Annotated in this window: 25 protein-coding genes; 22 read left to right on the forward strand and 3 right to left on the reverse strand. The window is 66.4% G+C overall.

Going from position 1 to position 22,980, the window contains the following annotated elements; all coding sequences use genetic code 11:
- Positions 1–2 precede the first annotated feature (2 nt).
- Entirely contained in the window at positions 3–1,031 is a 1,029-nt protein-coding gene (locus ACWDUD_RS01200) for a hypothetical protein (protein WP_450108095.1), read from the forward strand.
- 118 nt (positions 1,032–1,149) lie between these two features.
- Positions 1,150–1,914 carry a phage antirepressor gene (locus ACWDUD_RS01205; protein ID WP_197251779.1) on the forward strand — a complete coding sequence of 255 codons (765 nt, stop codon included), beginning with the start codon at positions 1,150–1,152 and terminating at the stop codon, positions 1,912–1,914.
- Positions 1,915–2,000: 86 nt separating this feature from the next.
- Here the strand turns inward: ACWDUD_RS01205 and ACWDUD_RS01210 are convergent, their stop codons facing one another.
- Together ACWDUD_RS01210 and ACWDUD_RS01215 are read right to left on the reverse strand one after the other, a co-directional pair.
- Positions 2,001–2,345, reverse strand: a complete 345-nt coding sequence (locus ACWDUD_RS01210; protein WP_450108096.1) for a DUF7882 family protein — start codon at positions 2,343–2,345, stop codon at positions 2,001–2,003.
- Positions 2,346–2,691: 346 nt separating this feature from the next.
- Positions 2,692–2,901 (reverse strand): hypothetical protein, encoded by a 210-nt coding sequence (locus ACWDUD_RS01215; protein ID WP_450108097.1) that lies wholly within the window; start codon positions 2,899–2,901, stop codon positions 2,692–2,694.
- Positions 2,902–3,162: 261 nt separating this feature from the next.
- On the opposite strand from ACWDUD_RS01215, the gene ACWDUD_RS01220 reads away from it, so the two are divergent.
- Together ACWDUD_RS01220 and ACWDUD_RS01225 are read left to right on the forward strand one after the other, a co-directional pair.
- Positions 3,163–3,426, forward strand: coding sequence for a hypothetical protein (locus ACWDUD_RS01220; protein WP_450108098.1), 264 nt, complete (start codon positions 3,163–3,165; stop codon positions 3,424–3,426).
- Positions 3,423–4,106, forward strand: a complete 684-nt coding sequence (locus tag ACWDUD_RS01225) for a hypothetical protein (RefSeq protein ID WP_450108099.1) — start codon at positions 3,423–3,425, stop codon at positions 4,104–4,106. Before ACWDUD_RS01220 ends, ACWDUD_RS01225 begins: the two co-directional genes overlap by 4 nt.
- Here the strand turns inward: ACWDUD_RS01225 and ACWDUD_RS01230 are convergent.
- Positions 4,087–4,416: a hypothetical protein gene (locus ACWDUD_RS01230; RefSeq protein ID WP_450108100.1), complete on the reverse strand. Its 330-nt coding sequence runs from the start codon at positions 4,414–4,416 to the stop codon at positions 4,087–4,089. The two genes, ACWDUD_RS01225 and ACWDUD_RS01230, sit on opposite strands and share 20 nt — an antisense overlap.
- A gap of 259 nt (positions 4,417–4,675) precedes the next feature.
- On the opposite strand from ACWDUD_RS01230, the gene ACWDUD_RS01235 reads away from it, so the two are divergent.
- From ACWDUD_RS01235 to ACWDUD_RS01320, 18 genes are all read left to right on the forward strand, one after another.
- On the forward strand, positions 4,676–5,218 hold the full coding sequence (locus tag ACWDUD_RS01235; RefSeq protein WP_450108101.1) for a helix-turn-helix domain-containing protein: 543 nt from the start codon (positions 4,676–4,678) through the stop codon (positions 5,216–5,218).
- Entirely contained in the window at positions 5,215–6,489 is a 1,275-nt protein-coding gene (locus ACWDUD_RS01240; RefSeq protein ID WP_450108102.1) for a phage terminase large subunit, read from the forward strand. The genes ACWDUD_RS01235 and ACWDUD_RS01240 overlap by 4 nt, the downstream gene beginning before the upstream one ends.
- Positions 6,486–8,105, forward strand: a complete 1,620-nt coding sequence (locus ACWDUD_RS01245) for a hypothetical protein (protein ID WP_450108103.1) — start codon at positions 6,486–6,488, stop codon at positions 8,103–8,105. The genes ACWDUD_RS01240 and ACWDUD_RS01245 overlap by 4 nt, the downstream gene beginning before the upstream one ends.
- A gap of 271 nt (positions 8,106–8,376) precedes the next feature.
- Positions 8,377–9,570 (forward strand): phage minor capsid protein, encoded by a 1,194-nt coding sequence (locus ACWDUD_RS01250; RefSeq protein ID WP_450108104.1) that lies wholly within the window; start codon positions 8,377–8,379, stop codon positions 9,568–9,570.
- Positions 9,571–9,877: 307 nt separating this feature from the next.
- The gene (locus ACWDUD_RS01255) at positions 9,878–10,552 is read left to right on the forward strand and encodes a hypothetical protein (RefSeq protein ID WP_450108105.1); all 675 of its coding nucleotides are present in this window, start codon (positions 9,878–9,880) and stop codon (positions 10,550–10,552) included.
- Positions 10,553–10,567: 15 nt separating this feature from the next.
- Positions 10,568–11,767, forward strand: a complete 1,200-nt coding sequence (locus ACWDUD_RS01260; RefSeq protein WP_197251788.1) for a P22 phage major capsid protein family protein — start codon at positions 10,568–10,570, stop codon at positions 11,765–11,767.
- Between the two features lie 152 nt (positions 11,768–11,919).
- The gene (locus ACWDUD_RS01265) at positions 11,920–12,336 is read left to right on the forward strand and encodes a head-tail connector protein (protein WP_248676367.1); all 417 of its coding nucleotides are present in this window, start codon (positions 11,920–11,922) and stop codon (positions 12,334–12,336) included.
- The gene (locus tag ACWDUD_RS01270) at positions 12,333–12,662 is read left to right on the forward strand and encodes a hypothetical protein (protein ID WP_450108106.1); all 330 of its coding nucleotides are present in this window, start codon (positions 12,333–12,335) and stop codon (positions 12,660–12,662) included. Before ACWDUD_RS01265 ends, ACWDUD_RS01270 begins: the two co-directional genes overlap by 4 nt.
- A gap of 9 nt (positions 12,663–12,671) precedes the next feature.
- Positions 12,672–12,986 (forward strand): hypothetical protein, encoded by a 315-nt coding sequence (locus tag ACWDUD_RS01275; RefSeq protein WP_450108107.1) that lies wholly within the window; start codon positions 12,672–12,674, stop codon positions 12,984–12,986.
- A gap of 118 nt (positions 12,987–13,104) precedes the next feature.
- On the forward strand, positions 13,105–13,542 hold the full coding sequence (locus ACWDUD_RS01280) for a minor capsid protein (RefSeq protein WP_450108108.1): 438 nt from the start codon (positions 13,105–13,107) through the stop codon (positions 13,540–13,542).
- A gap of 12 nt (positions 13,543–13,554) precedes the next feature.
- On the forward strand, positions 13,555–14,304 hold the full coding sequence (locus ACWDUD_RS01285; RefSeq protein WP_450108109.1) for a phage tail tube protein: 750 nt from the start codon (positions 13,555–13,557) through the stop codon (positions 14,302–14,304).
- Positions 14,305–14,378: 74 nt separating this feature from the next.
- Positions 14,379–14,801 (forward strand): DUF7426 family protein, encoded by a 423-nt coding sequence (locus ACWDUD_RS01290; protein WP_450108110.1) that lies wholly within the window; start codon positions 14,379–14,381, stop codon positions 14,799–14,801.
- A 5-nt stretch (positions 14,802–14,806) separates the two neighbouring features.
- The gene (locus ACWDUD_RS01295; RefSeq protein ID WP_197251795.1) at positions 14,807–15,043 is read left to right on the forward strand and encodes a hypothetical protein; all 237 of its coding nucleotides are present in this window, start codon (positions 14,807–14,809) and stop codon (positions 15,041–15,043) included.
- Positions 15,043–15,435 (forward strand): DUF7426 family protein, encoded by a 393-nt coding sequence (locus ACWDUD_RS01300; protein ID WP_450108111.1) that lies wholly within the window; start codon positions 15,043–15,045, stop codon positions 15,433–15,435. The genes ACWDUD_RS01295 and ACWDUD_RS01300 overlap by 1 nt, the downstream gene beginning before the upstream one ends.
- A 3-nt stretch (positions 15,436–15,438) precedes the next feature.
- Positions 15,439–19,779: a phage tail tape measure protein gene (locus ACWDUD_RS01305; protein WP_450108112.1), complete on the forward strand. Its 4,341-nt coding sequence runs from the start codon at positions 15,439–15,441 to the stop codon at positions 19,777–19,779.
- Complete coding sequence (locus ACWDUD_RS01310) at positions 19,780–20,589, forward strand: hypothetical protein (protein WP_450108113.1); 810 nt, start codon at positions 19,780–19,782, stop codon at positions 20,587–20,589.
- Positions 20,586–22,139 carry a Gp37-like protein gene (locus ACWDUD_RS01315; protein ID WP_450108114.1) on the forward strand — a complete coding sequence of 518 codons (1,554 nt, stop codon included), beginning with the start codon at positions 20,586–20,588 and terminating at the stop codon, positions 22,137–22,139. Before ACWDUD_RS01310 ends, ACWDUD_RS01315 begins: the two co-directional genes overlap by 4 nt.
- A gap of 9 nt (positions 22,140–22,148) precedes the next feature.
- Complete coding sequence (locus ACWDUD_RS01320; RefSeq protein ID WP_450108115.1) at positions 22,149–22,883, forward strand: peptidoglycan-binding protein; 735 nt, start codon at positions 22,149–22,151, stop codon at positions 22,881–22,883.
- Positions 22,884–22,980 lie beyond the last annotated feature (97 nt).

Consider the following 22,980-nt stretch of genomic DNA (forward strand, 5'->3'; position numbering starts at 1 on the left):
TGATGGCGTCCACCGGGAAAGACCACGCCCGCATGAACCTCGGGATCTGGGGCGACGACGACTGGCTCGACTGCACCCCACCCGCGCAGCACCTGTACTTCGTGCTGTGGAACTGGCCGACTCTGTCGTACTGCGGTGCGGGGGACTGGCACCCGGGCCGCATCGCCTCGAAAGCGAAGGGATGGACGCCGGCTGCGGTCGAGCGTGCCGCCGCCGAGTTGTCCCGGGATCTGTTCCTGCTCATCGACGAGACGACAGGGGAGTTCCTGTTGCGGTCGTGGATCAAGCACGACGGCCTGTGGAAGGTGCCGAACATGGCCGTGTCGATGGCGAACGCGCGTGCCGAGTTGGCGTCTCGGACGTTGCGAGGGGTGATCGTGCACGAGGTGTCGAAGGTGCGTGCCACGCATCCGGGGTTGTCGTCGTGGGAGCGGGCCGCGGTGGTGTCGATGCTGGAGCAGAAGGCAGTGGATCCGGCGTCTCTGGAGCCGTTCACCCCGGCCGGTAACCCCAGCTCCAACCCCATTGCTAACCCCTCCGCTAACCCTTGGCCCAACCCCTACGCCAACCCTTCGGTTAACCCCACGCCCAACCCCCCGGCTAACGAAAACCCAAGGGATGGGGTTAACCCCGCGTCCAACCCCGGCCCTACTCCTGCTCCTGCTCCTACTCCAGAAAGAAAGAGTGGTTACGTAAGTACGGAAGGAGACAGCGCGCGCGAAGACGAACCACCCTCCCTGAATTGCATCGACCATCCGGACGGCACCGAGCGGCCGTGCTTCGCCTGCGGCGAGGCCCGCCGCCGGCGCCGCACCTGGGAGGACGAGCGGAAGCGTGTGGCTGCCGAGGCTCGCTCGGAGCAACTCCGTGCTGCGGCCCAGAAGCGCGCCAGAGCGATCGCGGAGTGCTCCCTGTGCGACGAGGACGGTTACGTCGATACGGCCGTCTGCGGACACGCTCAGGCCCCGGAGCGGCGTCCGAGCCTCAAGGACCTGTATCAGCAAGCGAAGGCCGAGAAAACACGCGCCTAGATGAGCGTTGTTGTGTTGCGAACAACGCACAACATTCGCGTATGCTCGAAGCCTGACCGCGAAAAAGCCCCGCCGGAGCGCGAACTCCGCGGGGCACGAACACCGAGGAGACCGCTCGATGTCACTCGCAAACGTTACCGGAGACCTGGTCCCGTTCGCATACGGTGCGACCACGGTCCGGACCATCACCATCGACGGCGAACCCTGGTTCGTCCTGCTCGACCTCTGCGCAGTCCTCGAGATCGCGAACCCGCGCAACGTCGCGGCGCGTCTCGATCCGGATGCCGTCCGCCAGGCGGACGTCACCGACTCGCTCGGTCGCAGGCAATCCACGACGATCGTCAACGAGTCCGGCATGTACGAGGTCGTCATCCGCAGCGACAAACCCGAAGCCGCCGCATTCCGCCGGTGGATCACCACCGACGTCCTCCCGACCATCCGCCGCACGGGCAGCTACAGCACCCAGCCCGCACTCGCCGGCGCCGAGCTCCTCGCGCACGCCGTCATCGAGGCACAGCAGATGCTCGCCGCCAAGGACCAGCGCATCGCCCAACTCGAACCCAAAGCCGAGTTCTACGACGAACTCATGGACGCCGACGGCACCTACTCGATGGCCGCGACCGCGCGCATCCTCGGCTGGGGCCGCAACGTCATGATGGCCCAGATGCGCCGCCTCGGCGTCCTCCAGACCAACAACCTCCCGTACCGGCGATACGACCACCACTTCAAGGTCACGCCCGGCACATACACCAACCGGAAGACCGGCGAGACCGTGCCGACCGCGACCACCTCGGTGCGCCCCAGCGGGCTGGAGTTCCTGCGGAAGAAGCTCGACTCCGTGCGCGAGCCTGTGCAGCGCGAGCTGAACGGAGCGCAGGCATGAGGCTGACCATCACCATCGGCCGCAACACCCCCGCACCCCTCGCGCACGACGACATCCGCGCCATCGTGCGCGAAGAGCTCACGCGACTACTGCGCGTCGACGCCTGCAGGCATCCGCTCGAATGCGAACGGGAGCCAGCCCTTCGCATCACCGATCACCACCACAGCGACACTCTCGATCGCCTCCAGGTGAAGGGCGATGACACTCTCCTTCACCTTGGCCGTCTCGCTCTCGTCGTAGACGAACTCCAACGGGATCGACGGATGCATCCACAAGAAGTCTCGGAACACGTCTCCGTCGCCATCAGTGCCGACGAGGCCCATCGAGAAGCACTTTCCGGTAGGGAACGCGACCGTTACGAGTGCATGAACTTCCGCAAGCACGTGCGGAGCCAATCCGATGCGCTTCCCGTTGTAGACAAGTGTCGCCATGAAACTTCTCCTTCTGCTGATGATGTTGGCGCACACAGCGTAGGAGACCGAGCGGCTGTGGGGGCCCACATGAAGCCCCCACAGCCGTCCACAGCCACTGCCCTGGACGGCGACCAGTGACCGCGCCCAGGACCCGGATCCGGGCGTCCCTGCTCCTCGCCGCACTGTTCGCCGGCGGACTCATCGCCGGAGCCTGCCACCCCACTGAACCGGTTGCCATCGGCGAATACCACGCACCTGTCGACTCCTGGGAAAACCAATGAGCGACATCAACATCACACCGGAGGTCCTCACGCACGATGACGCATACGTCATCGTGCGTGATGGGAGCGGCGCAGTCGGTGGCCTACTGGTCGGCGCTTTCCCGGGTTTCCAAGGCGTTGAGTCGGGTTTCCAGTTCGGCGATTCCGTTCAGCAGGGACTGTGCGAACATGCCGGGCAAGCGAAACCCATTGATGCCAGTGTTGGTCTGGGCGGCGGTGCGAATCTCGATGGCGACTCGTTTCGTGACGGGCAGATCATCGGGGATTTCGCTACCAAAATCGAAGTTGCTCATAGTGCTTCTCCTTCTGCTGATGATGTTGGCGAACACAGCGTAGGAGGCAAACAGGTTACGAGGGGTGCCGACGCGCCTTCCGTGACCGACGCCCGGGACGGCTGCGGCTCGTGACCCGCCTCCCGACGGCCCTCACCGCCTGGGTGCTCATCATCGCCATCGCAGCACTCAGCCTCGCCGCCATTTGAACCCCGGCCCGCACCGACTACTCCCGGTGCGGGCCGGAACCATCCCCACCCACCGCGAGAAAGGCCCCAGCGCATGCCCGCCGCCTACACCAACCTCGACCAGGCCAACGCCCGCATCGACGCACTCGAAGCCGAACTCGCCGCCACCGCCGAAGCCGCCCGCTTCGCCAGCAAGGCCGCCGAGAAAGCCCGCGCCGAAGTCATGGAACTCAAAATGACCGCCAACGCACCCTCCGGCACCGACTACCCACCCGCCGTCGCCGAAACAGTCGCCAAGAACCTAACTCCCGAAGTCCGCGACGCACTCCGCGACATCCTCAACCGGGCCGACGCATGAACGGATACCTCACCCGCGCCGAGATCGCCAAGCTCGACGCCATTCTCCGCACCGTCCCTTGGCTCGCACGCCAACTCAACATCACCACGCTGCGGCAGGATCGCATCAGCGGCGCACCCATCCCCACCATCGTCGCTGGCCCCCCTGGAGTACAACCGCTCCCATACAACGCGCACGCCCGTTCTGTCGCTGACCACCTTCACGCCACCCTGGTCGTCTGGGTGCGACACGTGCTTGAGCAGCGCGGCATGGACTACCACGGCGACTCGACCACGGCCGGCATCGCCCGCTGGCTTCGCACCCACATTGATGCCCTCGCGCTGACCGAGGACTCCGCGCGCGCCCTCACTGACATCCACGGGGCCACCCAGTCGGCCTGGGATGCGATCGACCGGCCCGACGAGAATATCCGTCCAGTTGACCCTGATGCCCTTGAGCGCGCGCGGAACCGGGAACTTCATGCCTCAGCCATCGAGAAGCTCGCCAGAGAACTAGGTGATGAATACCGCGGTCTGACGTACCGGCGTGTGATAACCCTCCGCAACGCCGGGCACTTTCATGCACAGCGCTGCGTAGTACTGACACGCGCCGAGGTCTATCGAGTCGGTGATGTGCTGGATGCGCACCTGGCGCACCCACAGCGTCGGCGTCGTGCTCGGGTTAGTACTCCTTACCGCTGACGACAGCGCCCTCGTGGATTGTAGTGTCGGCTGAATCATCCTCGTGCAAGGCGCCATTAATGATGCCGTGGACGTCCAATTGGCCACCCTTGTTGACTACGTCGCGGTTGCAGATTCCCCGCAGAACGACTCGTCCGCCGGGTGCAATCTCAATACCATCGGCAATGCCGCCGAGGAGAAGAGTTCCGCCGTCTTCAACACGGACAGTCCCGGCGAGGATCCCGGCCAGCGTGTATGTACCCCCAGCGGCGACCACTACATCGCCTTTCGCGACGCCGGACTCTGTCTGATGATCTGAAATCACGCTCATGCGGTGCACACTACTAGGTAGACCGCGTTTGATACGCTCAGCGCGTTGGCGCGAGATGACCCCACCGACAGGGTCACTCGCGCTTCGTCGTTTCCAGACGTCCATCCTCGAAGCGCCACCCCTCGCGAGTGCTCGGATGGACCGCCCACGCCCCGGAATCTCACGCCGGACGAGCGTGGGCGTCAACTTCCCGAGGAGGGCCGAATGAACCACAGGATGGAACGTTCCACCCGCCTCCCATGCGCGCGCGTAGTGGCCCATGGCCGCGTGGACCGATGAGGAGAGCCGGCGCCTTCGCGAACTGCATGAGCAGGGGATGTCGCTGCGGGCGATCGCAGAGGAGATGGGCCGGCCGCAGAGCACGGTGTCTCGGTGGGCGGATCGGCTGGACCTGAGTTTCGACCGGTCGAAGACGAAGAAGGCCACGGAAGCCCGTGTCATCGACACCAAGGCTGCCCGCGTCGAGCTCGAGCAACGGTTGATCGCAGAGGCGAACAAGGTGCTGGACCAGATGTGGGAACCCACGCTGGTGTTCAGCTTCGGCGGTAAGGACAACACATACGAGGAGCACCTGCTTGATCGGCCGACATTCGGCGATCAGAAGGCAATCGTGCAGACCGCGGCCACCGCGCTGAACGCGGCGAACAAGCTCCATGAGATGAACGCCGGCGCCGACGCGGAAGGCGTTGTCAGCGTTCTCGCCGAGGTGCACGCCGCGATCACCGCCATGGCCGACGAAAACCCGGACGAGCCACCCACACCCACAGACGAGGAGCTCGACGCCGAAGAAGAGGGACAGTGACCACCAAGCTCGCCCGACTCGGCCGTCTCACCCCGAAACAGGCATGGTCGATCGGTCGAGCCACCGCAAAGATCTGCATCTGGAATGGCGCAGTCTCAGCCGGCAAGACCATCACCTCACTGTTCAAGTGGATGATGCTCATCCCGACCGCGCCGCAAACCGGCGAGATCGTGATGATCGGCCGGACACGAGACACCGTGTACCGCAACCTGATGACCCAGTTGCAGAACCGGGAGATCTTCGGGGACCTCGCCGACCACGTGCACTACAACCGTGGCGCCCCCACAGCGACGATCCTCGGCCGCACCGTGCACATCCTCGGATCCTCCGACGTGCGCGCCGAAGCCACGATCCGAGGCATGACCATCTCCCTGGCCTACCTCGACGAGGCCACGCTGGTCACCAAGGAATTCTTCGCGATGCTGGTCTCCCGCCTGCGCGTGAAGGGCTTCCGCTGCCAGCTGCTGTGCACCACGAACCCGGATGCACCGAAGCACTGGCTCAAGACCGACTACATGGACCGGGCCCACGATCCCGAGCTGAGCATCGTGGTGTTCAACTTCCGGTTACGGGACAACGCACGCAACCTTGAACGCCCGTACATCCATGGTCTCGAGGCGCAGTACACGGGGCTATGGAAGGCCCGCTTCATCGACGGCGAATGGACGATGGCGGACGGTGTCATCTACGAGATGTTCGACCCGGCCGTGCATGTCGTCGACCAGCTCCCGACGATGCAGCAGCTCCTCGCGATCGGCATCGACGACGGCGTCAACCACCCCGCCGCCGGCATCCTCCTCGGCCTCGGCGCAGACAACCGCCTCTACGCCATGGCCGAGTTCGCGCCACCGGCCGGCACACCCGCCGACCGCGCACGACTGCTACGGCGCTTCGAGAACGAGCACGGCACACCCGACTTCCACTTTGTGGACCCATCGGCGGCCGCGCTGAAGCTGCAGATGAACCGCGAAGGGTTCGTCAACGTCGCGAACGCCGCGAACAGCCACAAGCTGGGCATCGGTGTCGTCGCGTCACTGTTGTCCACGCAGCAGCTCATGATCCACAGCAGCTGCACGAACCTGCTCAACGAGATCCCCGGCTACGTGTGGGATTCGAAGGCTGTCGAGCGTGGCGAGGACGCGCCCGTCAAGGAAAACGACGACTTCTGCGACGCACTGCGCTACGCGGTCGCCACCTCCCAGTTCCAGTGGCGCCACGCCGTGCCGCTACCCGACGACCACCGATTCGACACCGAGGAGACCGCAGCATGACCAGCATCCGCGCGAACATGGCCTGGCCGCCGCCCGAACTGGGCAAGGTCACCGCCCGTGTCGCCGAATGCCGCGTCTGGTGGGGAGGCGACCCCGCCAAGCTCGACGACTTCTACGGAGCCGGCGGCCGCACCTCACCCACCGGCGCCACCCTCAAACGCCGCGCACAAGACGCGTGGGACGCATTCTGGGGCCGCACCCAGCACAACCCCAGCCAGTCCGGGAAACGCCTCCACGCCCCGATCGGCAAGGATATCGCGCAACTCTCGGCCACCTCACTGTTCTCGAAGCCGCCGGTGATCCTCGCCGCCGACGACGAACTCGACACGGTGCAGGCCCGCGTCGACGACCTGTTCAACACCCCCCGATTCCACTCCAGCCTGTACACCGCGGGGGAAACCTCGTCTGCGCTCACTGGTGTGTTCGGCAGGGTGGTGTGGGACGACCAGGTGCAGCAAGGCACGTGGATCGAATGGGTCGACCCCGATCATGCAATCCCCGAATGGTCCAGGGGCCGGCTCAAGTCCGTCACGTTCTTCACCGAACTCGAATCCGATGACCCTCGGGACGTGTGGCGGCACCTCGAACGGTACGAGCGCGGCCGGATCGTGCACGAGCTGTACAAGGGCACCCCACACAACCTCGGCACGCTGCAGGAGCTTGGCGCGCACGAAGCGACCGCGGACATCCGCGTGGAACTTGCTGGGGACGGATACTCGATCGTCGACCTCGGCGTGGACGAGCTTGCTGTCGAGTACGTGCCGAATCAGCTTCCGAACCCTGAGTGGGCGGAGGATCCGCAGCTGCGGAACCTCGGCGCCTCCGACGTCGGCGCGGTCGATCTCGTGCCGCTCTATCACCAGATCGACCGCACCTACAGCTCGCTCATGCGGGACGTGCGCGTCGCTCAGGCACGCATGTTCGCCTCCTCCGAGGTGCTGCAGCACCGCGGCGCCGGCCAGGGCATGTTCTTGCCCGAGGATCAGGAACTGTTCACGCAGGTCGGTACTGGCATCGGTAAAGAGGGCGGCGCTGAGTCCATCTTCCAGTTCCATCAGCCCGCCATCCGGGTGCTCGAGCACGACCAGGTGGGGGAGATGCTGCTGCGTGAGGTGCTGCGCCGCACCGGGTATTCGCCGGTGTCGTTCGGCATGTCCGATGAGGTCGCGCAGACGGCGACCGAGGCCGCGGGCAAGAAGGAATCCACGGTCACCACGACCGAGGGGAAGGCCCGCTACTTCGGTGTCGCCATCCAGCATTTGACCACGGTTGCGCTGCGGATCGACCAGAAGAAGTTCCCGCACCTCGGCGTGGATTTGCACGAGCCGCTCGATGTCGATTGGCCGCCGTTCGCGCAGGAATCCGACCTGTCCCGTGCTCAGACGGTGCAGGCGTGGTCGGTCGCTTCGGCTGCGTCGACGCGCACCAAGGTCCGCTACCTGCATCAGGACTGGACCGAGGAGCAGATCGACGACGAGGTGCAGCTGATCGACGAGGCGAACGTGGTGGAGACGCCGGCGTTCTTCGGCTCGGACACCGGCTTCGGTGGCGACCAGGGCGGCGACGCACAGCCCGAAGGCGAGCAAGCACCCGAGGAGACCGGCGAGGAGGAGTAGCCGATGGCTGAGGCGCACGTCGACCAGGACATGCGAGAGCACGGAACCATCCGATGGTTCAAAGGCGAAGGCCCCATACCCAACCCGCAGCCCTACCTCGGCGACTGTCTGCACATGGGGCAGGGTGTCGTCGGTTGGGGGCCAGACGAACAGCACTACGAGCTGGTGGAGTGCTCCGATTGCGGCGCTCGATCGTGGACGACAACCGAGCGCCAACGCGGCGGCGCTACACCGTGGCTGGTGCCTGGCGAGTAACCCGAGGAGGTAGGCGGTGGCACTCGACCCCGAGGATGCACGCAACATCCCCGCTCACCTCATCGCCCTCTACACCGACGCCGAACTCGCCCTCCTGCGCCTGCTCGCCGAAGCCATCGCCGACGGCATCGACACTGACAACTGGCAACAGGTCCAAGCCTCACGGCAGGTCGAGTTCCGGCAGGCCGCCGAAGCACTCGCCCGGCACCTCCAAGCCGCCATGCCCCAGCTCCTGCAGGACGCCGTGCAGGCCGCAGCCGACCTCGGCGAGCAGGCAGCCGACGAGGACGCCGACCCACAAACACCCGCAGCGGTTAGCGCAGCCGCCGTGGGAACGGCTGCGGCAGTGCCCGGGCGCGCACCGCGTCGCGACCGCGTCCCGGTTCCCCGCACTGTCGCAGCCACACAATCCGCCTGGTCCACCCTCGCCCACGCCACACAGCAGCTCCCCGGAAACGCGGACCGTCTGTACGGGCAGGTGCTCGCACAGATACAGGTCAGATCCCACGAGGCCCCGAAGCTCACCCCGCACACCGGTGGCATCCTCGGCGCACCACGCGCGACCGGCACCCGGCTGGACGCAGCCCAGCAGGCCCTCGACATCCTCACCAAGCGAGGCATCACCGGATTCCGGGACCGCGGCGGCCGAAACTGGTCACTGACCTCGTACGTCGAGATGCTGTCGCGCACAGTGGTGAACGAGGAGCTGCGCGAAGCCCACATCGCCCGGGCCCTCGAGCATGGCCACACGCTGATGGTGGTGTCATCGCATTCGAAGCCGGCACCGCAGTGCCAGCCGTACGAAGGCCAGGTGCTCAGCCTGGACGGCAGCACAGGCACGGTCGAGCTGAAGTCGGCGACGACCGGCCGCCCGGTGCAGGTGCGGATCAAGGCCACGATGCGCGAGGCCATCTCGAAGGGCTTCCGGCATCCGAACTGTGGACATGCCCTCAGCAGGTTTGTGCCGGGTGCGTCACGCACGTTCACGACGAAGCCGGACCCCGAAGGCTATGCGGCGACGCAACAGCAGCGGGCCATGGAACGCGCCATCCGTGACACCCGCCGCCGGCAGGCTGTTGCGGTCACTCCGCAGGCGAAGCGCGAGGCCGCGGCCCGGCTCCGGGCGCAGCGGGAAGCGATCGCCCGGCACGTCGACGAGCATGGCCTGACGCGTCGGCCGCGACGCGAGCAGATCAATCAAGCTCGCTGAGGTTATTCCGGAGCGTCAGGCGGAACGACGTTCCCCATGCAGTTGTGCGATGAGCGGCACTTGTAGAGGCCAGGGCTCTCAGATCTGACCCCACCGTAGTTGTCGGACACCACGTATTCGCGCCACAACAGCTCACCGCACTGGGCACAGGGAACGTTGGTCCGCCGGACTTCCGTTCGAGTAGCCATATCCGCAGCTTACGTGCACTTATGTGCCGCAACACAGACTTCCGCCCTGGGCGGATACCCGACACCGCGACGGTGCGGGGCGACACCGCAGCGCGACGCTGCACACACAAAGGAGCACCATGCGCACCACCACGACACTCACCCTGATCGTCGGCGCCGGATACGGCCTCGACCCGTTCGCCACCTCCGGCCGCTGGCCGAACCGCATGCACCCCCGCCGCGACGATGAGGGACACAGCAACGGCGACGGCGGCCAGACCGGTCATGGCGGCCAGGGCGACGGCACCGGTGGCGACGCAGGTGCCGGCAAGACCAACACCGACGACACCGGCAAGCCCGGCGGCGGTGACGACGAGCAGCTCGGCGAAGGCGGCAAGAAGGCCCTCGACGCCGAACGGGCAGCGCGCAAGGCCGCGGAACAAGAAGTCGCCAAGTACAAGGCGGCAGCCGAGAAGGACCGCCTCGCCAAGCTCGACGACCAGCAACGCGCCGAGGCCGAACGCGACGCCGAGAAGAGCCGCGCCGAGAAGCTCGAAGCCGAGCTCGCCGTCGAACGAGCGGCGCGGAAGCACGGCATCACCGACGACAAGGACCTCGAGCTGTTGGCCGGCGTCCCCGCCGACAAGGTCGAGGCCCTCGCCAAGCGTCTCGCCGCGACCAACGCCAGCGCCAACTCCGCCGGGCGATCCGGCAACGGCGTCGGCGGAAGTAAGTCCACAGCAAGCCCGCTCGACGACCCGAAGAAGTTCGCCGAGAGCCTCGGCAACCGGAAGTCCGGCGTCACCATCTACTAATCCAGGAGAAATTCCGTGACCAACACCATTCTCAAGGCTGCGCAGATCGTGCAGGCCGGGCTCGTCGTGCTCGAACGCGATGTCGTCCTGCCTGGGATCGTCGAGTCCAGCGCCTCGCAGCACTTCTCGGGCCGCAGTCCCGCAAACGACACCGTGTCCATCCGCATCAACGGACGTACGGTCGCCAAGGACTACGCGTGGCGTGACCACACCGCGGCGATCGAGAACTCGGATCTGAACGAGTTCAAGGTCGACGTGAAGCTCGACACCCACCCGTACAACGCGATCGGACTGTCGGACGAGGAACTGTCTCTCGACATCTACGACTTCACCGAGCAGGTCGTTACCCCGCAGACCCGAGCTGTTGCCGAACGTATCGAGGACAAGATCTCCGCGAAGATCAAGGGTGCGACATACCCGTCCGGGTCGAACATCTCCATCTCGACGGACGGGGCGAGCGGACTGGACTTCCACGCCGGAGCGGTCGACGCGCGCAAGGTCCTGAACGACTACCACGTGCCGCAGCAGGGCCGCGTGTTCCTCGTCGGTACCGGTATCGAGGCAATGATCCTCAAGTCCGACCAGTTCCGGAAGTTCGACCAGTCCGGAGACTCGAACGCTCTGCGCAGCGCCACCATCGGAAACATCGCTGGAATGCCGGTCATCGTGTCGCATTCCATCGGTGCATACGAGTCGTACGTGTTCCATCGGTCCGCATTCCAGACGGTGTACCGGGTTCCGGCGTCCCCGCTCGGTGGCGTCGACAGTGCATCCGGGTCGTACGCCGGTATCGCGCTGCGCTGGCTGCGGGACTACGACTCGAGCCACCTGGTGAACCGGTCGATCTTCGACACGTTCTTCGGCATCAGTGTCGTGGAGGACCCGGACGACTACACCGATCCGGATTCGACGTTCTCGCTCAAGCGTGCAGTGAAGATCGTCCTGGGCACCAACGCGTTCACCGTGGACGTCGGCGGCGCGACCGGTGGCACCTTCACACTCACTTTTAACGGCCGCACCACCGGTGCGCTGAACTACAACGCGACCGCAGCGACCATCAAGACCGCGCTGGTTGGCCTCGACGACGGTTTCGGCGCCGACGACATCACCGTCACCGGATCGGCGGGCGAATACACGATCGCGGTCCCGGGCGCACTTTCGGGTAGCGGTGCTTCCCTGACTGGCGGAACCGGCCTCACCGTCACCGCAGTCTGACTGAGCTTGGTGGTTGGTGCGTCAACCGCGTGCCCCGGCAACTCTCGGCACTCACCGCGCGCGAAGGACGACTGGGGGCTTCCACGCCGGGTTCCTTTCGGCCCTTGCAGCGGCGTACCTGCGCACCAACCACCAACCCCCGAGGAGGCTCCATGGCACCCGTCTACGCCACCACCGGTGACCTCGAAACCTGGACCGGCAACCCAGCACCCGACAACGCCGCGGCGCTCCTGCGCGAGGCATCAACGCTCGTCGCGTCCGCGATCATCGCCGATGTCTACCCGACGACAGCGACAGGCCTGCCATCCGAAACGGGCAAGCGCACCGCGGTACGCGAAGCGACCTGCCAACAGGCTGGCTACTGGGCACGGCACAACATCGACCCGACGGCCGGCACTGCCGGGCTCGACGAGGTTGTCACCGCCTCGAGCATCGACGGCGCCTCCGTCTCCACGAACGCTGGAGAGCTCGCCGCGGAGAAGGCGGCCAGCGTCGAGGGTCTCACCTCGTCGGCGCTGCGGATTCTCCGCCTGGCCGGGCTCGGTTCGTCGTGGGTGGACTCGTGGTGACCGACCCGCTGGCGTCGTGGTGGACGTGGCCTGTGCTCGTCGCACGCAAGATCGGCGACGGCCCGTACGGTCCCGCACACGCCGCCCCGGTGGAGGTGCGCGGGAAGGTCACAGCGAAGCGGAAAAAGGTGCTGGCACCGGACGGTTCGGAGGTCATCTCCGAGGCCCGTGTCTCGATGCCCGCCACCACGCCGCTGATCCCGCCCGGGTCGTTGGTGACCCTGCCTCCCGAGTTCGGGGGCCGGACTGCCGAGGTGTTGGCGGAGCAGCTGCACCACGACGGGGCCAGCCGAACCCCGAACTTCTACAGCGTCGACCTCACCTGAGGAGGTGCCGTGAGTCTGAACTTCGATATGGCCCCGATCCGGGCCGCCGCGCAACGCGGCCTCGACGATGCCGCCGAAGTCGTCAAGCAGGAGTCGATCGAGCGCACACCGAAGGAAACCGGCGAGCTGCGCAACGACTGCAAGACAGCGTCGGGGGATCTCGAGGCGGCCGTGTACTACGACCTCGAATACGCGCCCCGCCAGCACGAGGAAGTGGGCTGGCATCACGAGCACGGTGAGGCGAAGTTCCTCGAGAACGCCGTGATCGCGAAGCGGCAGGAGGTGGGGCAGGTCATCGCCCAGGCCATCAGGAGCGCACTGTGAGCGACACGTGGCACCGGCCAGCGCCGGGACCTGACTACTGGAGCTTCCGATGCCTGCGATGCGGGCAACCGGTAGACGCTCACCCGAGTTGGTGGTCCCGACTGTGGCGGAGGTCCCGATGACGACCGCGCGCGCACCCGACACCACCGCCGTAGAAGACGCGCTCGCGGAGCACCTCGCCGCCCTCGGGCTCGTGCGATACGAACCCAACGGCATCTACGGCGCCGGCACGCTCCCCGCGGTGTTCTTCGGCGCGATGCCAGACACCCCGAACGACGCCATCGTCATCAACACCTACAACGACGACCGATCCCGCGACGACGACAACCCGGACTACTACCTGCAGATCCGGGGACGCCGCGCCGGCCGAGATCCTCGCGCCGTCGACCAGCTCATGGACGCCATCTACCGGGCGATCCACGACACCTCCCACCAGATGTGGGGGAGTGTCCGGGTCCTGCTCTGCCGCCGCGTCGTGCGTGCACCACGCGACCCCGACGCGAACGGGCGTTGGACCCGCCCTGATTCGTACTGCATCACTGCCAACCCGTCCTAGGAGGACGACCCCATGACTGCACCCACCCAGGCCCTCGCGTCGACCCTCGCACGCGACTGGATTCTCGAAGCCGAAACCGCTCCCGATGTTTGGACGCGTGTCCGCGGCCTCTCCTCGGTCGCCCCCATCTTCGAGGGCGCCGAGCAGGACGACTCCGACATCGACTCGGAGGGCTTCGCGTCCCAGATCGTCACCGGCCTCGCGTTCCGCATCGAAGGTGGCGGCAAGCGCAAGGGCGAGAACACGTCCGGATTCGTCGACGACCCGGGCCAGAACTTCCTGCGCCAGAAGGGCCGCAAGACTGGCTACGACAACGTCGTGACGGTCCGCATCTACCGGCGCGACGCGCTGCCCGACGCCTACGAAGCCGAGACCACGGTGAAGTGGACCGACTCGCCGGCGTCCGACCCGAACGCGCTGCAGGAGTTCAGCTTCACGCTGTCGGGCCGCGGCAAGCCCCGCGACATCGTCAAGCCGCTCGTTCCGTCCGGTGACCAGAACTTCACCGTCACGATCGGCGGAGCCACTGCGGGCACCTTCACCCTGACGTGGAACACCAAGACCACCGCGCCGATCGCCTTCGATGCAACGTCCGCGGCGATCAAGTCGGCGCTGGCTGCGCTCGACGACGGCTATGTCGCCAGCGATTTCACGGTCACCGGATCGGCGGGTGGCCCGTTCGCCGTCACCGTCCCCGGCGGCGTGCTGACCGGTGACGGCTCCGGCCTGACCGGCGGAGCATTCGCCGTCGCCGCGGCCTGACCGCCCCATGACCACCCGCTGGGAGTGGAGCTGCGCTGCTCCCGGCGGGTGTTTCACCCAACGGAAGGAGTCCGGTGGAGGACCTCGCCACCTTCATGGACCCCGCGCTGCACCTACCGATCGCCGGCCGCGACTACGCGATCCACTGCACTGCCTGGCAGGGGCTACGCGCGCACCAGCTCATCGCCACCCGCCCACGCCTGGACGACGCGCAGGAACGCGCCGAGATCCTCGCGATCCTCGGCGACACCTACCAGCAGATGGTCGACGACGGAATCGGCTGGCCCACCATCGCCCACGCCGGCCGCACCGCCATGCTGTGGTTCGGGCACTCCGAAGCCGCCGGTCAGGCCCACTGGGAGAGCACAGGTGTGCCGGGAAATCCGATACCCCCATCCCCGAAGCAGGCAGGGATGGGGGAGAAGCTCCGCTCGATCTTTCAGCGCCCGGCACCTACGGACCGGATGATCCTGGCGGCGGCCCGTACGACCCCGTAACCGGGGTGCGCGAGTGGTACAACGACGAGCCTGACCGGCCGAAACCTGGCCAGGTCGCACGCACAATCGTCGACTGCCTACATCACTGGACCGACATCGAACTCGACCTGCAAGACAACGGGATCGACCTCGAATCCGGTGTCCTGCACACCCACTCGTGGCGATGGCTGCGCCTGCGCATCACCGCCCTCGCCGCAGATCCAACCTCCCGCCTGCACAAGGCGCTGACGAAAGGCGTGTAGTGGCGCTCAAGGACCTCACCGAAACCGGCTTCGACCCGGACCTCCACCTGCCGATCCGAGGCAAGCGCTACACCGTCCCGGCGCCGGACTACGAGGCAGCGAAGGCCATGCGGGAGATGGTGACAAAGGACGGGATGCCCCCGGTCGAACAGACCCAGCAAGCCATCGACGCCCTCGGGACTGCGTTCGGCGAAATGGTCGCCGACGGCCTGCCCTGGCCGATGATCCTGCACGCCGGCCGCACCGCGATCTTGTGGTTCGGGTTCTCCCCGGACTGGGGCGAAATCCACTGGGCCATGTCGCATCTGCCCCGACAAGCCGACCTCGAGAAGATCCTCGGCCAGCACGCCGAGCTGCTCAAGGCCAGAAAGCAACTGCGCAAGAAGGAGTAGCCCGTGGCACTCGACGTCGGCGAACTCGTAGCCCGCCTCACCCTCGACGACTCCCGCTTCGTCCAAGGCACCGAGCGGGCCCAGCAACAGAGCCAGCGAGCCACCCAGCAGATCTCCAACGGCTTCCAGCAAATCAGCCAGGCAGCGCAGCGCGCCGGCCAAGCCGCCCAGGCCGTCGAGATCAACCGCCGGCTCGAGCAGCAGGCCCGCGACGCAGCCCAGCGCATTCAGGACCTGGAGCGCAACGCACAGCGCGCCGACCAGTCCGTCGACGACATCGTCATGAACACCCAGCTGCTGAACGACGCCCGCCGTGCCGCGCAGCAGATCGAGGAGATCCAGGCTGCCGCACGTCAGGCGGCAGGCGCGGTCGACACCATCGAGCTCGGCAACCGGCTACAGCAGGACCTGCAGGCCGCGCAGCAGGAACTTGAGGACCTGTACCAACAGGCGAGTCAGGGCGGAGGGCCGGCGGGCAGCCGGTCCGGCGGGAACTTCCTGTCCGGGTTCGCTGACGCGGTCGGCAATCTCGGCTCGAAGACCGGCCCGATCGGTGCATCCCTCCTTGGTGTCGCCGCGATCGGCCTCACTGCGGGTGCGGCGCTCGCCGCTGCGATCAAGGACGGCATGTCCGCCGAACTGAACCGGGACCTGTTCCAGGCGCAGACGGGCGTGACGGAAGCGCAGGCCCGGAAATTCGCACAGGCCGCGGGCGAAGCGTACGCCGACACGTTCGGCGAGTCGCTCGAGGCGAACCTCGGCACCGCAAAGGCGGCACTCGGGAGTGGCCTGCTCGATCCGGGCGCGACGCAACGCGATGCGGAGCAGATGATCCGCTCCCTCGACGGTGTCTCCCGCGTCATCGGCGAGGAGATCCCGAGGGTGTCCCGCTCGGCCGCGCAGGCCGTCAAGACCGGGTTCGCCGCCGACGTCAACGACGCATTCGACCTCATCGTCAAGGGCTCTCAGATGGGCCTGAACGTGTCCGAGGACTGGCTCGACACAATCGACGAGTACGGCACCCAGTTCCGGCAACTCGGCCTCACCGGCGCCGAAGCGATGGGACTGATGGGCCAGGCCGTGAAGGCCGGCGCGCGCGACACCGACACCGCAGCGGATGCGCTGAAGGAGTTCGCGATCCGCGCACAGGACGGATCGAAGGCCAGCGCCGAAGGCTACGAACTCCTCGGATTATCGGCAGAGGAGATGACCGCGAAGATCGCGGAGGGCGGCGAGTCTGCCCGTGACGGTCTCGAACTGGTGCTCACGAAGCTGCGCGAGATCGAAGACCCAGTCGAACGGAACGCGGCCGCCGTCGCACTGTTCGGCACCAAGGCCGAGGACCTCGGGCAGGCCATGTACGCCATGGACCTGACAACCGCTGTCCAGTCGATGAACGACTACGAAGGCGCCGCCCGACGCGCCATCGACGTCATGAACGGCAACTCGGCCACCTCTGTAGAGGGCGCAACCCGGGCTGTCAGCATGGCGGCAGATGGACTGAAAGCAGCTCTGGCTGAAGCCTTCGGGCCCCACATCCAGAAGTTCGCAGACACCATCAGCAACAACCGGGCCGGCGTCATCCAGTTCTTCATCGACATCGGCAACAAGGCGTTCGACGGAGCTGAAGCGATCCTGCAGTTCGTAGCGAACGGTATGCGCGGATTCGGAGAATTCGCCAAGTCTGGGTCCGACATGGCGGCGTCCATGCTCGACACGTTCTCTGTGATCGTTGCCGGACTGGATGGCCTGCTCGGGCCGCTCGGTGACCTCATCCCCGGAATGCCCGACTTCGGCGATGTCGCGAAGGATCTGCAGAGCTTCGCCGACAAGGCCCGCGATGGCGGTGTGGCGATCCAGAACGGCATGAACGCTGGGGCTGACGGCATCGAGAACCGCCTGATCCCCGCGGTCGGCGCCGCCCAGGACCGGTTCAACGATTTCGCTGGCGATCTCAAGCTGTCGGCTGCATTCAACGACGAGATCCAGAAGGTCAACGACTCGATTTCCGAAGTCGGAATCGCCATAGACGGCTCGACCGTCAAGATCGAGAACTTCAATGGGGCTCTCGACAAGTCGATTCCGACGCAGGCTCGCCTCGATCAGCAGTTGGCCGGCCTCAAGGAACAGTTCGAGGCGCAGACCCGTACTGGTCTCGAGGCGGGTGCCACGATCGAGGAGCTGACCGGGCAGTACGCCGCAAACCGTGGCGAGCTGATTCAGCAAGCGATGCAGATGGGGCTGACAAATCGGCAGGCCCTCGATCTGATCAACAGCTACGGGCTCGTGCCGAACCTCGTTCAGACGCAGATCCGGCAGCCGGGCATGCCCGAAGCGCACTCAGCGCTCGATGTCCTCCAGGGCAAGATCGAGGAAACGCCCGACGAGAAAGTCATCCTCACCGAAGCGTTGACCCAGGACGCGATCGACGAGCTGAAGCATCTCGGGATCACGGTCAAGGAACTCCCCGACGGGACCGTCGAGGTAGTTGCCGAGACGGACGAGGCCGACCTGACGATGCGGCAGTGGCTTGCCCAGCAGCGCTTCGCTGACGTCCAAGTGCGTGTGCACTACCAGAACCTCCAGGCGCAGAACGATGCGATCGTGTCATCGGCGGCCGCAGCCGCTCAGCGCCAGGCGGAGACTGGGCAATACCAGCGGGTCCATTACGCCGACGGCGGTGTCCGCACGCGCGCCAATGGCATGCTCGACACCGCGCACATCGCTAACGGCCAGGGAAACGGCATCCTCGCCCGCACCCCATTCGGACCGGTCCGATACGCGGAGGGTGAGACCGGGTGGGAGGCCTACATCCCTGGCGCTCTGTCGAAGCGGCCACGCTCCGAACGCATCCTGCAGGAGGTCGCCAAACGCTTCGGATTCGGGCTCATCCGCACCGTGCGCAGCGAGGCCGGGAAGATCTTCAAGGGCGACCCGAAGTCTCTCGACGCCCAGTCCGATCCGACCGGGTGGCGGGCGCTGCTCGGCGGAGACTACTCAGGTCGCACCGCCTCGCTCCTCGGCATCCAGGAGGATCACCCGCTCGTCGACGTCATCCTCAGCGCGCGCAAGGCCATCGCCGAGGGCGACTACGACGGCGCCCTCGCGAACTACGGCATCCACGAGGACAGCCCCATCACGGATCTGCTCCTGCGGCTGAACGAGGGACTGTTCCCGAAGATGGCCGACGGCGGGATCGTCGGGCCATCCGGATTCGACGCTCAGGCGGCGATCGACCGCGCGAAGTCGAAGGCCGGCCGCCCGTACGGGTACGCCACCCTCGACGACTGCTCCGGGCACCTGTCTGACGTGTTCAACGCTGGCACCGGGCAGTCTGTTCGGTTCACGACTGCCTCGGACTTCGCGTCGATGGGCTGGGCTCCCGGCTACGACCCGAATGGATTCTCGATCGGCACCAATGGCGGTGTGGAGATGGACGGCCACATGGCGGGCACTCTGTACGGCGTCAACATCGAGTCCGACGGCAGCAACGGTGTGCAATACGGCGGTGGCGCGGACGGGGCTCTCGACTTCCCGCAGGTGTGGCATTGGCCCGGCGCCACGATGGGCGACGACCCGTCGACCGAGCGTCGCGGCATGACCGGCGAGGACTCGTCGGCGGGGCGCGCTGTCGGCGTCACTGACTCGGGTGCGGTGATGTCCACCGATGGGCAGCGGGTGTTCGTCACGAACTGGCCCGACACCCTCGGCGGCAGCAGCAAGGCCGAGGAGAAGCCTGCCGACGAGCGCAAGCCGATCCTGACCGCCGGACTCAAGGTGTTCGAGAACGGTGGGCTGCGGGCCCCTCAGGACGCGTTCATCGCCGGCGACGGCGCCGAGCTCGTGCACTTCGCCGAGAAGGGCACCGGCGGCGAGGGATACATCCCGCTCGCACCGTCGAAACGCCCCCGGTCGGTGGCGATCACCCGCGAGATCGCCAACCGCTTCGGGTTCGAGCTGGTGCCGATGGCCGACGGTGGCCTCACTGGCTTCGGCGGATATGGCGGCCGCAGCCCCGCATCGTTCGACGTGCCACTCACCCCGGACGGCTGGGCCGGAATGTCCGCGAACAAACGCCGGGCCACGATGTACAACCTCGCCGCCCTCGGGATCGGCGGAGCGTTCGCGCTCGCATCCGGGTTCGACGCAGACGGCCGGTTCACCGGACAGTTCGACACCGGCGCCAACTCGCATCCGGCGCTGGAGAAGGGCTTCCAGATGCTCGTCGAGAAGCTCGAGGAAATCCGGGCCGCTGCCGCCAACCCGGACCCCGTGGACGTGCAGGTCGACGTGGACCGCGGCGCCGGGACCGCCAACCTCTCGATCATGAAGGCAGGGATGTAGATGGCGAGGCGGTACGTCCTCGAATGCGAAAACGGGCAGGTGTGGGACTTCACGTCCCCCACCTGCCCGCTCTCGTTGCGCACCGATCCGACCGGCCTCGAAGGCGCGGAATTCGCGTTCGACGACCAGAAGAACGTCGACCAGGCCGGCGTCACATGGCGGGCGCGCATGGACGAGCCGAACCTGATCGGCCTGGACGTGAAGATCGCCGTACCTGACCCGGCGACCCGGGTACGGACCGCGCAGCAGTGGCGGCATTCCCTGGGCCGCGGCAAGCAGATCCACCGGTTCTGGACGATCACCGACGAGGCCGGACGCCGTTTCCAGGATGTGCGCCTGGCGTCGAAGCTCGGGCCGCTGAACTACACGCTGCTCCGCAACGCCGGGATCGTGCTGTCCGACCCAGTGATGCTGCGCTCGGACGAATCGTGGTGGCGGCGAATCCCGGTCGTGAAGACCTTCACCCCGGCCAACTTCGCGACCGCCGCGGTGCGCACCCACTCCGACGAGCCGGTATGGCCACACCTGCGGATCACCGGCCCGATCACCCTCCCCACGATCGGCTGGATGGGGGAGACCGTGCCGCTGCCGACGATCGCCGCCGGGGACTACCTCGACATCGAGACAGACCCGGACTGGTTCCAGATCAACGACAGCACCGGCGCCGACCGGTCGTGGGTCGGCCGCCGCTGGTACAAGCAGATCCCCGCCGGCCGACTCACCGTGCCGATCGCCATCACCGGCACCGGCACTACCTCAGCAACGAAGGTGGAACTCACCGTGCCCCAGCTGCACTGGACGGCCCTGTGACGGCCGCGTACACGCCCGGCTATCCCCGCCCCACCCGCGACGACGTCACCGGATTCGACATCGAGATCGGCCAGCCGGACGCCCTGTCGTGGAGGCCGCTCGGTGGGTACATGACCGCCGAATTCGAATGGCACTGGTACCTGCCCACTTCGGCGGTGATCCAGATCAAGCCGGATCATCCGATGGCCGCGTACCTGGTGAACTGCCGGCGCCGCGTCATCCACGTGCGCACGTACCGGAACGGCATCCCGTGGGATGGCCGGATCATGCGCGCGAACATCAAGGGCAAGCCCGGGCGTGAGGTCATCACCCTCTACTGCATCAGCAACCTGATGTGGATCCTGCGGGGCCTGGCGTGGGTCAACAACATCACGCCGCCAGAGTTCCAGCTGTCGCTGACCGGGAAGCAGAACGTGAAGTGGGGGCCGCCGGACTTCGTGTTCAAGGCGTACCTCGCCGAGACCATGACCCGGCTGCGAAAGCCCGTGTGCGCGGCACTTCCACTGCGCTACACCGTGCCGACGCTGCCGGATCTCGACGACATCGACACACTCGACGACCTGCTCGACATCGTCGCCGACGCCCTCGATGACTTGTGTGTCCTGCAGGCCCGGTTCACGCAGCTCGATGAGCTGTTCAAGCAGACCGTTGAGACGCAGGAGATGGGTCTGTCGTGTCATCTGTGGACGCCGCTGGACGGGCCATCGCCGCATGTCTTCAACACGACCAGCCTGTCTCAGCTCCAGTCGGTGTTCGACTACACGTCGGACAACTTCCTGAATTTCACCAACCCCGGGAACATTCTGGGGCTGGCTAATCCGGACGACTGGGGAAAGATGACCCGCTCCGGGTATGTGTTCGATACCCACGTCAAGCGGGACATGCGCAAGATCCAGTTCCGGCTGGACTCCACCCAGGTCGAGTACTACGAGCGGGACGTCGAGCACGCCGACGCGCACAAGGTCGCGGTCGGTGGCAAGGCCCCGGAAATCATGAACCAGGCCATCGAGTGGGGCGCCAACTTCGCACTTCAGCTCATCCTCAACGCCCTGTTCCCCGGCCTGAACCTCGGCACGATCCTCGTCGGCGACCTCTTCGACAACGTGTTCTTCGCCTACCAGCAGTTCTGGGATCCGGACCTCGAGGACGACCTCGGGGAGCACGGGTTCGGTGAGGTGTTCGGCGACAACACCGCCGCGTGGTCGCTCGACAGCTTCGCGGTCGGGCAGGCCGAGCTCAAGAAGCACTCCGGCTCCGACGCAGTGAAGATCCAGCTCTCGTCCGGTGCTGCCGGCCGCGGCTACTGCATGGGCGTCGACGACGGCACCGGCCGCCGGTACCGGGTCGGGGACATCGTGACCCTGTGGGATCGCGGCGTCGAGATCGAACAGTGGATCTCGGCGGTGAAGATCACCGACCGCGGTGACGGCCGGATGGTCGAGACCGTCACATTGGGCGAGGACAAGGCCCTGAAGGACGGCTGGGAGCGCGTGATCGCGCATCTGCAGAACTTCGCAGGTACCGCCCGCGGTATCGCCAACAGCGTCTAGGAGGACGCCATGTCATTCCGAAAAGCCTACGGCTACAGCCACAGCGAGAACGGGTGGCGGATGTGCAACCGCGACGAGTGCGTCGTGGCGAACCCGCTGCCGTACACCAACACCGCACCGATCCGAGCCGGTGACGCCGCGACGATCCTCAACGCGTGGATCATCTGGTACCACCGCAACGTCGAACCGCTGACGTCCCCGGTGTGGGGCTGGTCCAACGAGAACGCGGTCGGCAACTCGAACCACCTGTCCGGCACCGCGGTCGACATCAACGCCCCGAAGTACCCGTGGGGTCTGCGGTCGATGCCGGCCGCTCGCATCGCGAAGGTCCGCGAAGGTCTGCGCCTGTTCGAAGGCTCTGTGTTCTGGGGCGCCGACTGGGGCCGTGCAGATGAGATGCACTACCAGATCGGCTGGCGTGAGGGCGATCCCCGCGTTGCGGCGTTCGCTGCCAAACTGAACGCCGGGCACCTCGGGATCTACAGCCCAGGCCCGGCCGCGCCCGCACCGGCGCCCGCACCGACAGTGTCGCGACCGACGATCTCCCGCGGCTCCACCGGCGACCACGTGCGCTACCTGCAGACGCTGCTCAATCGCGCGTACCCGCTGTACTCGCGCCTCGTCGTCGACGGCGACTTCGGCCCCGCAACCGAGAGCGTTGTGCGGGAATTCCAGCGACGCGCAGGCCTGGCCGTCGACGGTGTTGTCGGCCCGGCCACCTGGCGCCGGCTCGGTGTCTCGTGACACGGCTCGCCATCGTGGCCGCCGTCGTTCTGTCCTTCACCCGTTGGGGCCGGTTGCATGCGCGGATCCTGCGCGCTGACCGGTCCGAGCGTTACCC

This window comes from Rhodococcus sp. NPDC003382 (assembly GCF_053589135.1).

Coding starts and splice junctions, on each gene's coding strand:
- ACWDUD_RS01225 (WP_450108099.1), top strand. CDS start 3,423: ATGAACGGATACCTCACCCGCGCCGAGATCGCCAAGCTCGACGCCATT.
- ACWDUD_RS01265 (WP_248676367.1), top strand. CDS start 11,920: ATGGCACCCGTCTACGCCACCACCGGTGACCTCGAAACCTGGACCGGC.
- ACWDUD_RS01280 (WP_450108108.1), top strand. CDS start 13,105: ATGACGACCGCGCGCGCACCCGACACCACCGCCGTAGAAGACGCGCTC.
- ACWDUD_RS01220 (WP_450108098.1), top strand. CDS start 3,163: ATGCCCGCCGCCTACACCAACCTCGACCAGGCCAACGCCCGCATCGAC.
- ACWDUD_RS01255 (WP_450108105.1), top strand. CDS start 9,878: ATGCGCACCACCACGACACTCACCCTGATCGTCGGCGCCGGATACGGC.
- ACWDUD_RS01210 (WP_450108096.1), bottom strand. CDS start 2,345: ATGGCGACACTTGTCTACAACGGGAAGCGCATCGGATTGGCTCCGCAC.
- ACWDUD_RS01310 (WP_450108113.1), top strand. CDS start 19,780: ATGGCGAGGCGGTACGTCCTCGAATGCGAAAACGGGCAGGTGTGGGAC.
- ACWDUD_RS01245 (WP_450108103.1), top strand. CDS start 6,486: ATGACCAGCATCCGCGCGAACATGGCCTGGCCGCCGCCCGAACTGGGC.
- ACWDUD_RS01230 (WP_450108100.1), bottom strand. CDS start 4,416: ATGAGCGTGATTTCAGATCATCAGACAGAGTCCGGCGTCGCGAAAGGC.
- ACWDUD_RS01205 (WP_197251779.1), top strand. CDS start 1,150: ATGTCACTCGCAAACGTTACCGGAGACCTGGTCCCGTTCGCATACGGT.
- ACWDUD_RS01285 (WP_450108109.1), top strand. CDS start 13,555: ATGACTGCACCCACCCAGGCCCTCGCGTCGACCCTCGCACGCGACTGG.
- ACWDUD_RS01320 (WP_450108115.1), top strand. CDS start 22,149: ATGTCATTCCGAAAAGCCTACGGCTACAGCCACAGCGAGAACGGGTGG.
- ACWDUD_RS01215 (WP_450108097.1), bottom strand. CDS start 2,901: ATGAGCAACTTCGATTTTGGTAGCGAAATCCCCGATGATCTGCCCGTC.
- ACWDUD_RS01235 (WP_450108101.1), top strand. CDS start 4,676: ATGGCCGCGTGGACCGATGAGGAGAGCCGGCGCCTTCGCGAACTGCAT.
- ACWDUD_RS01200 (WP_450108095.1), top strand. CDS start 3: ATGGCGTCCACCGGGAAAGACCACGCCCGCATGAACCTCGGGATCTGG.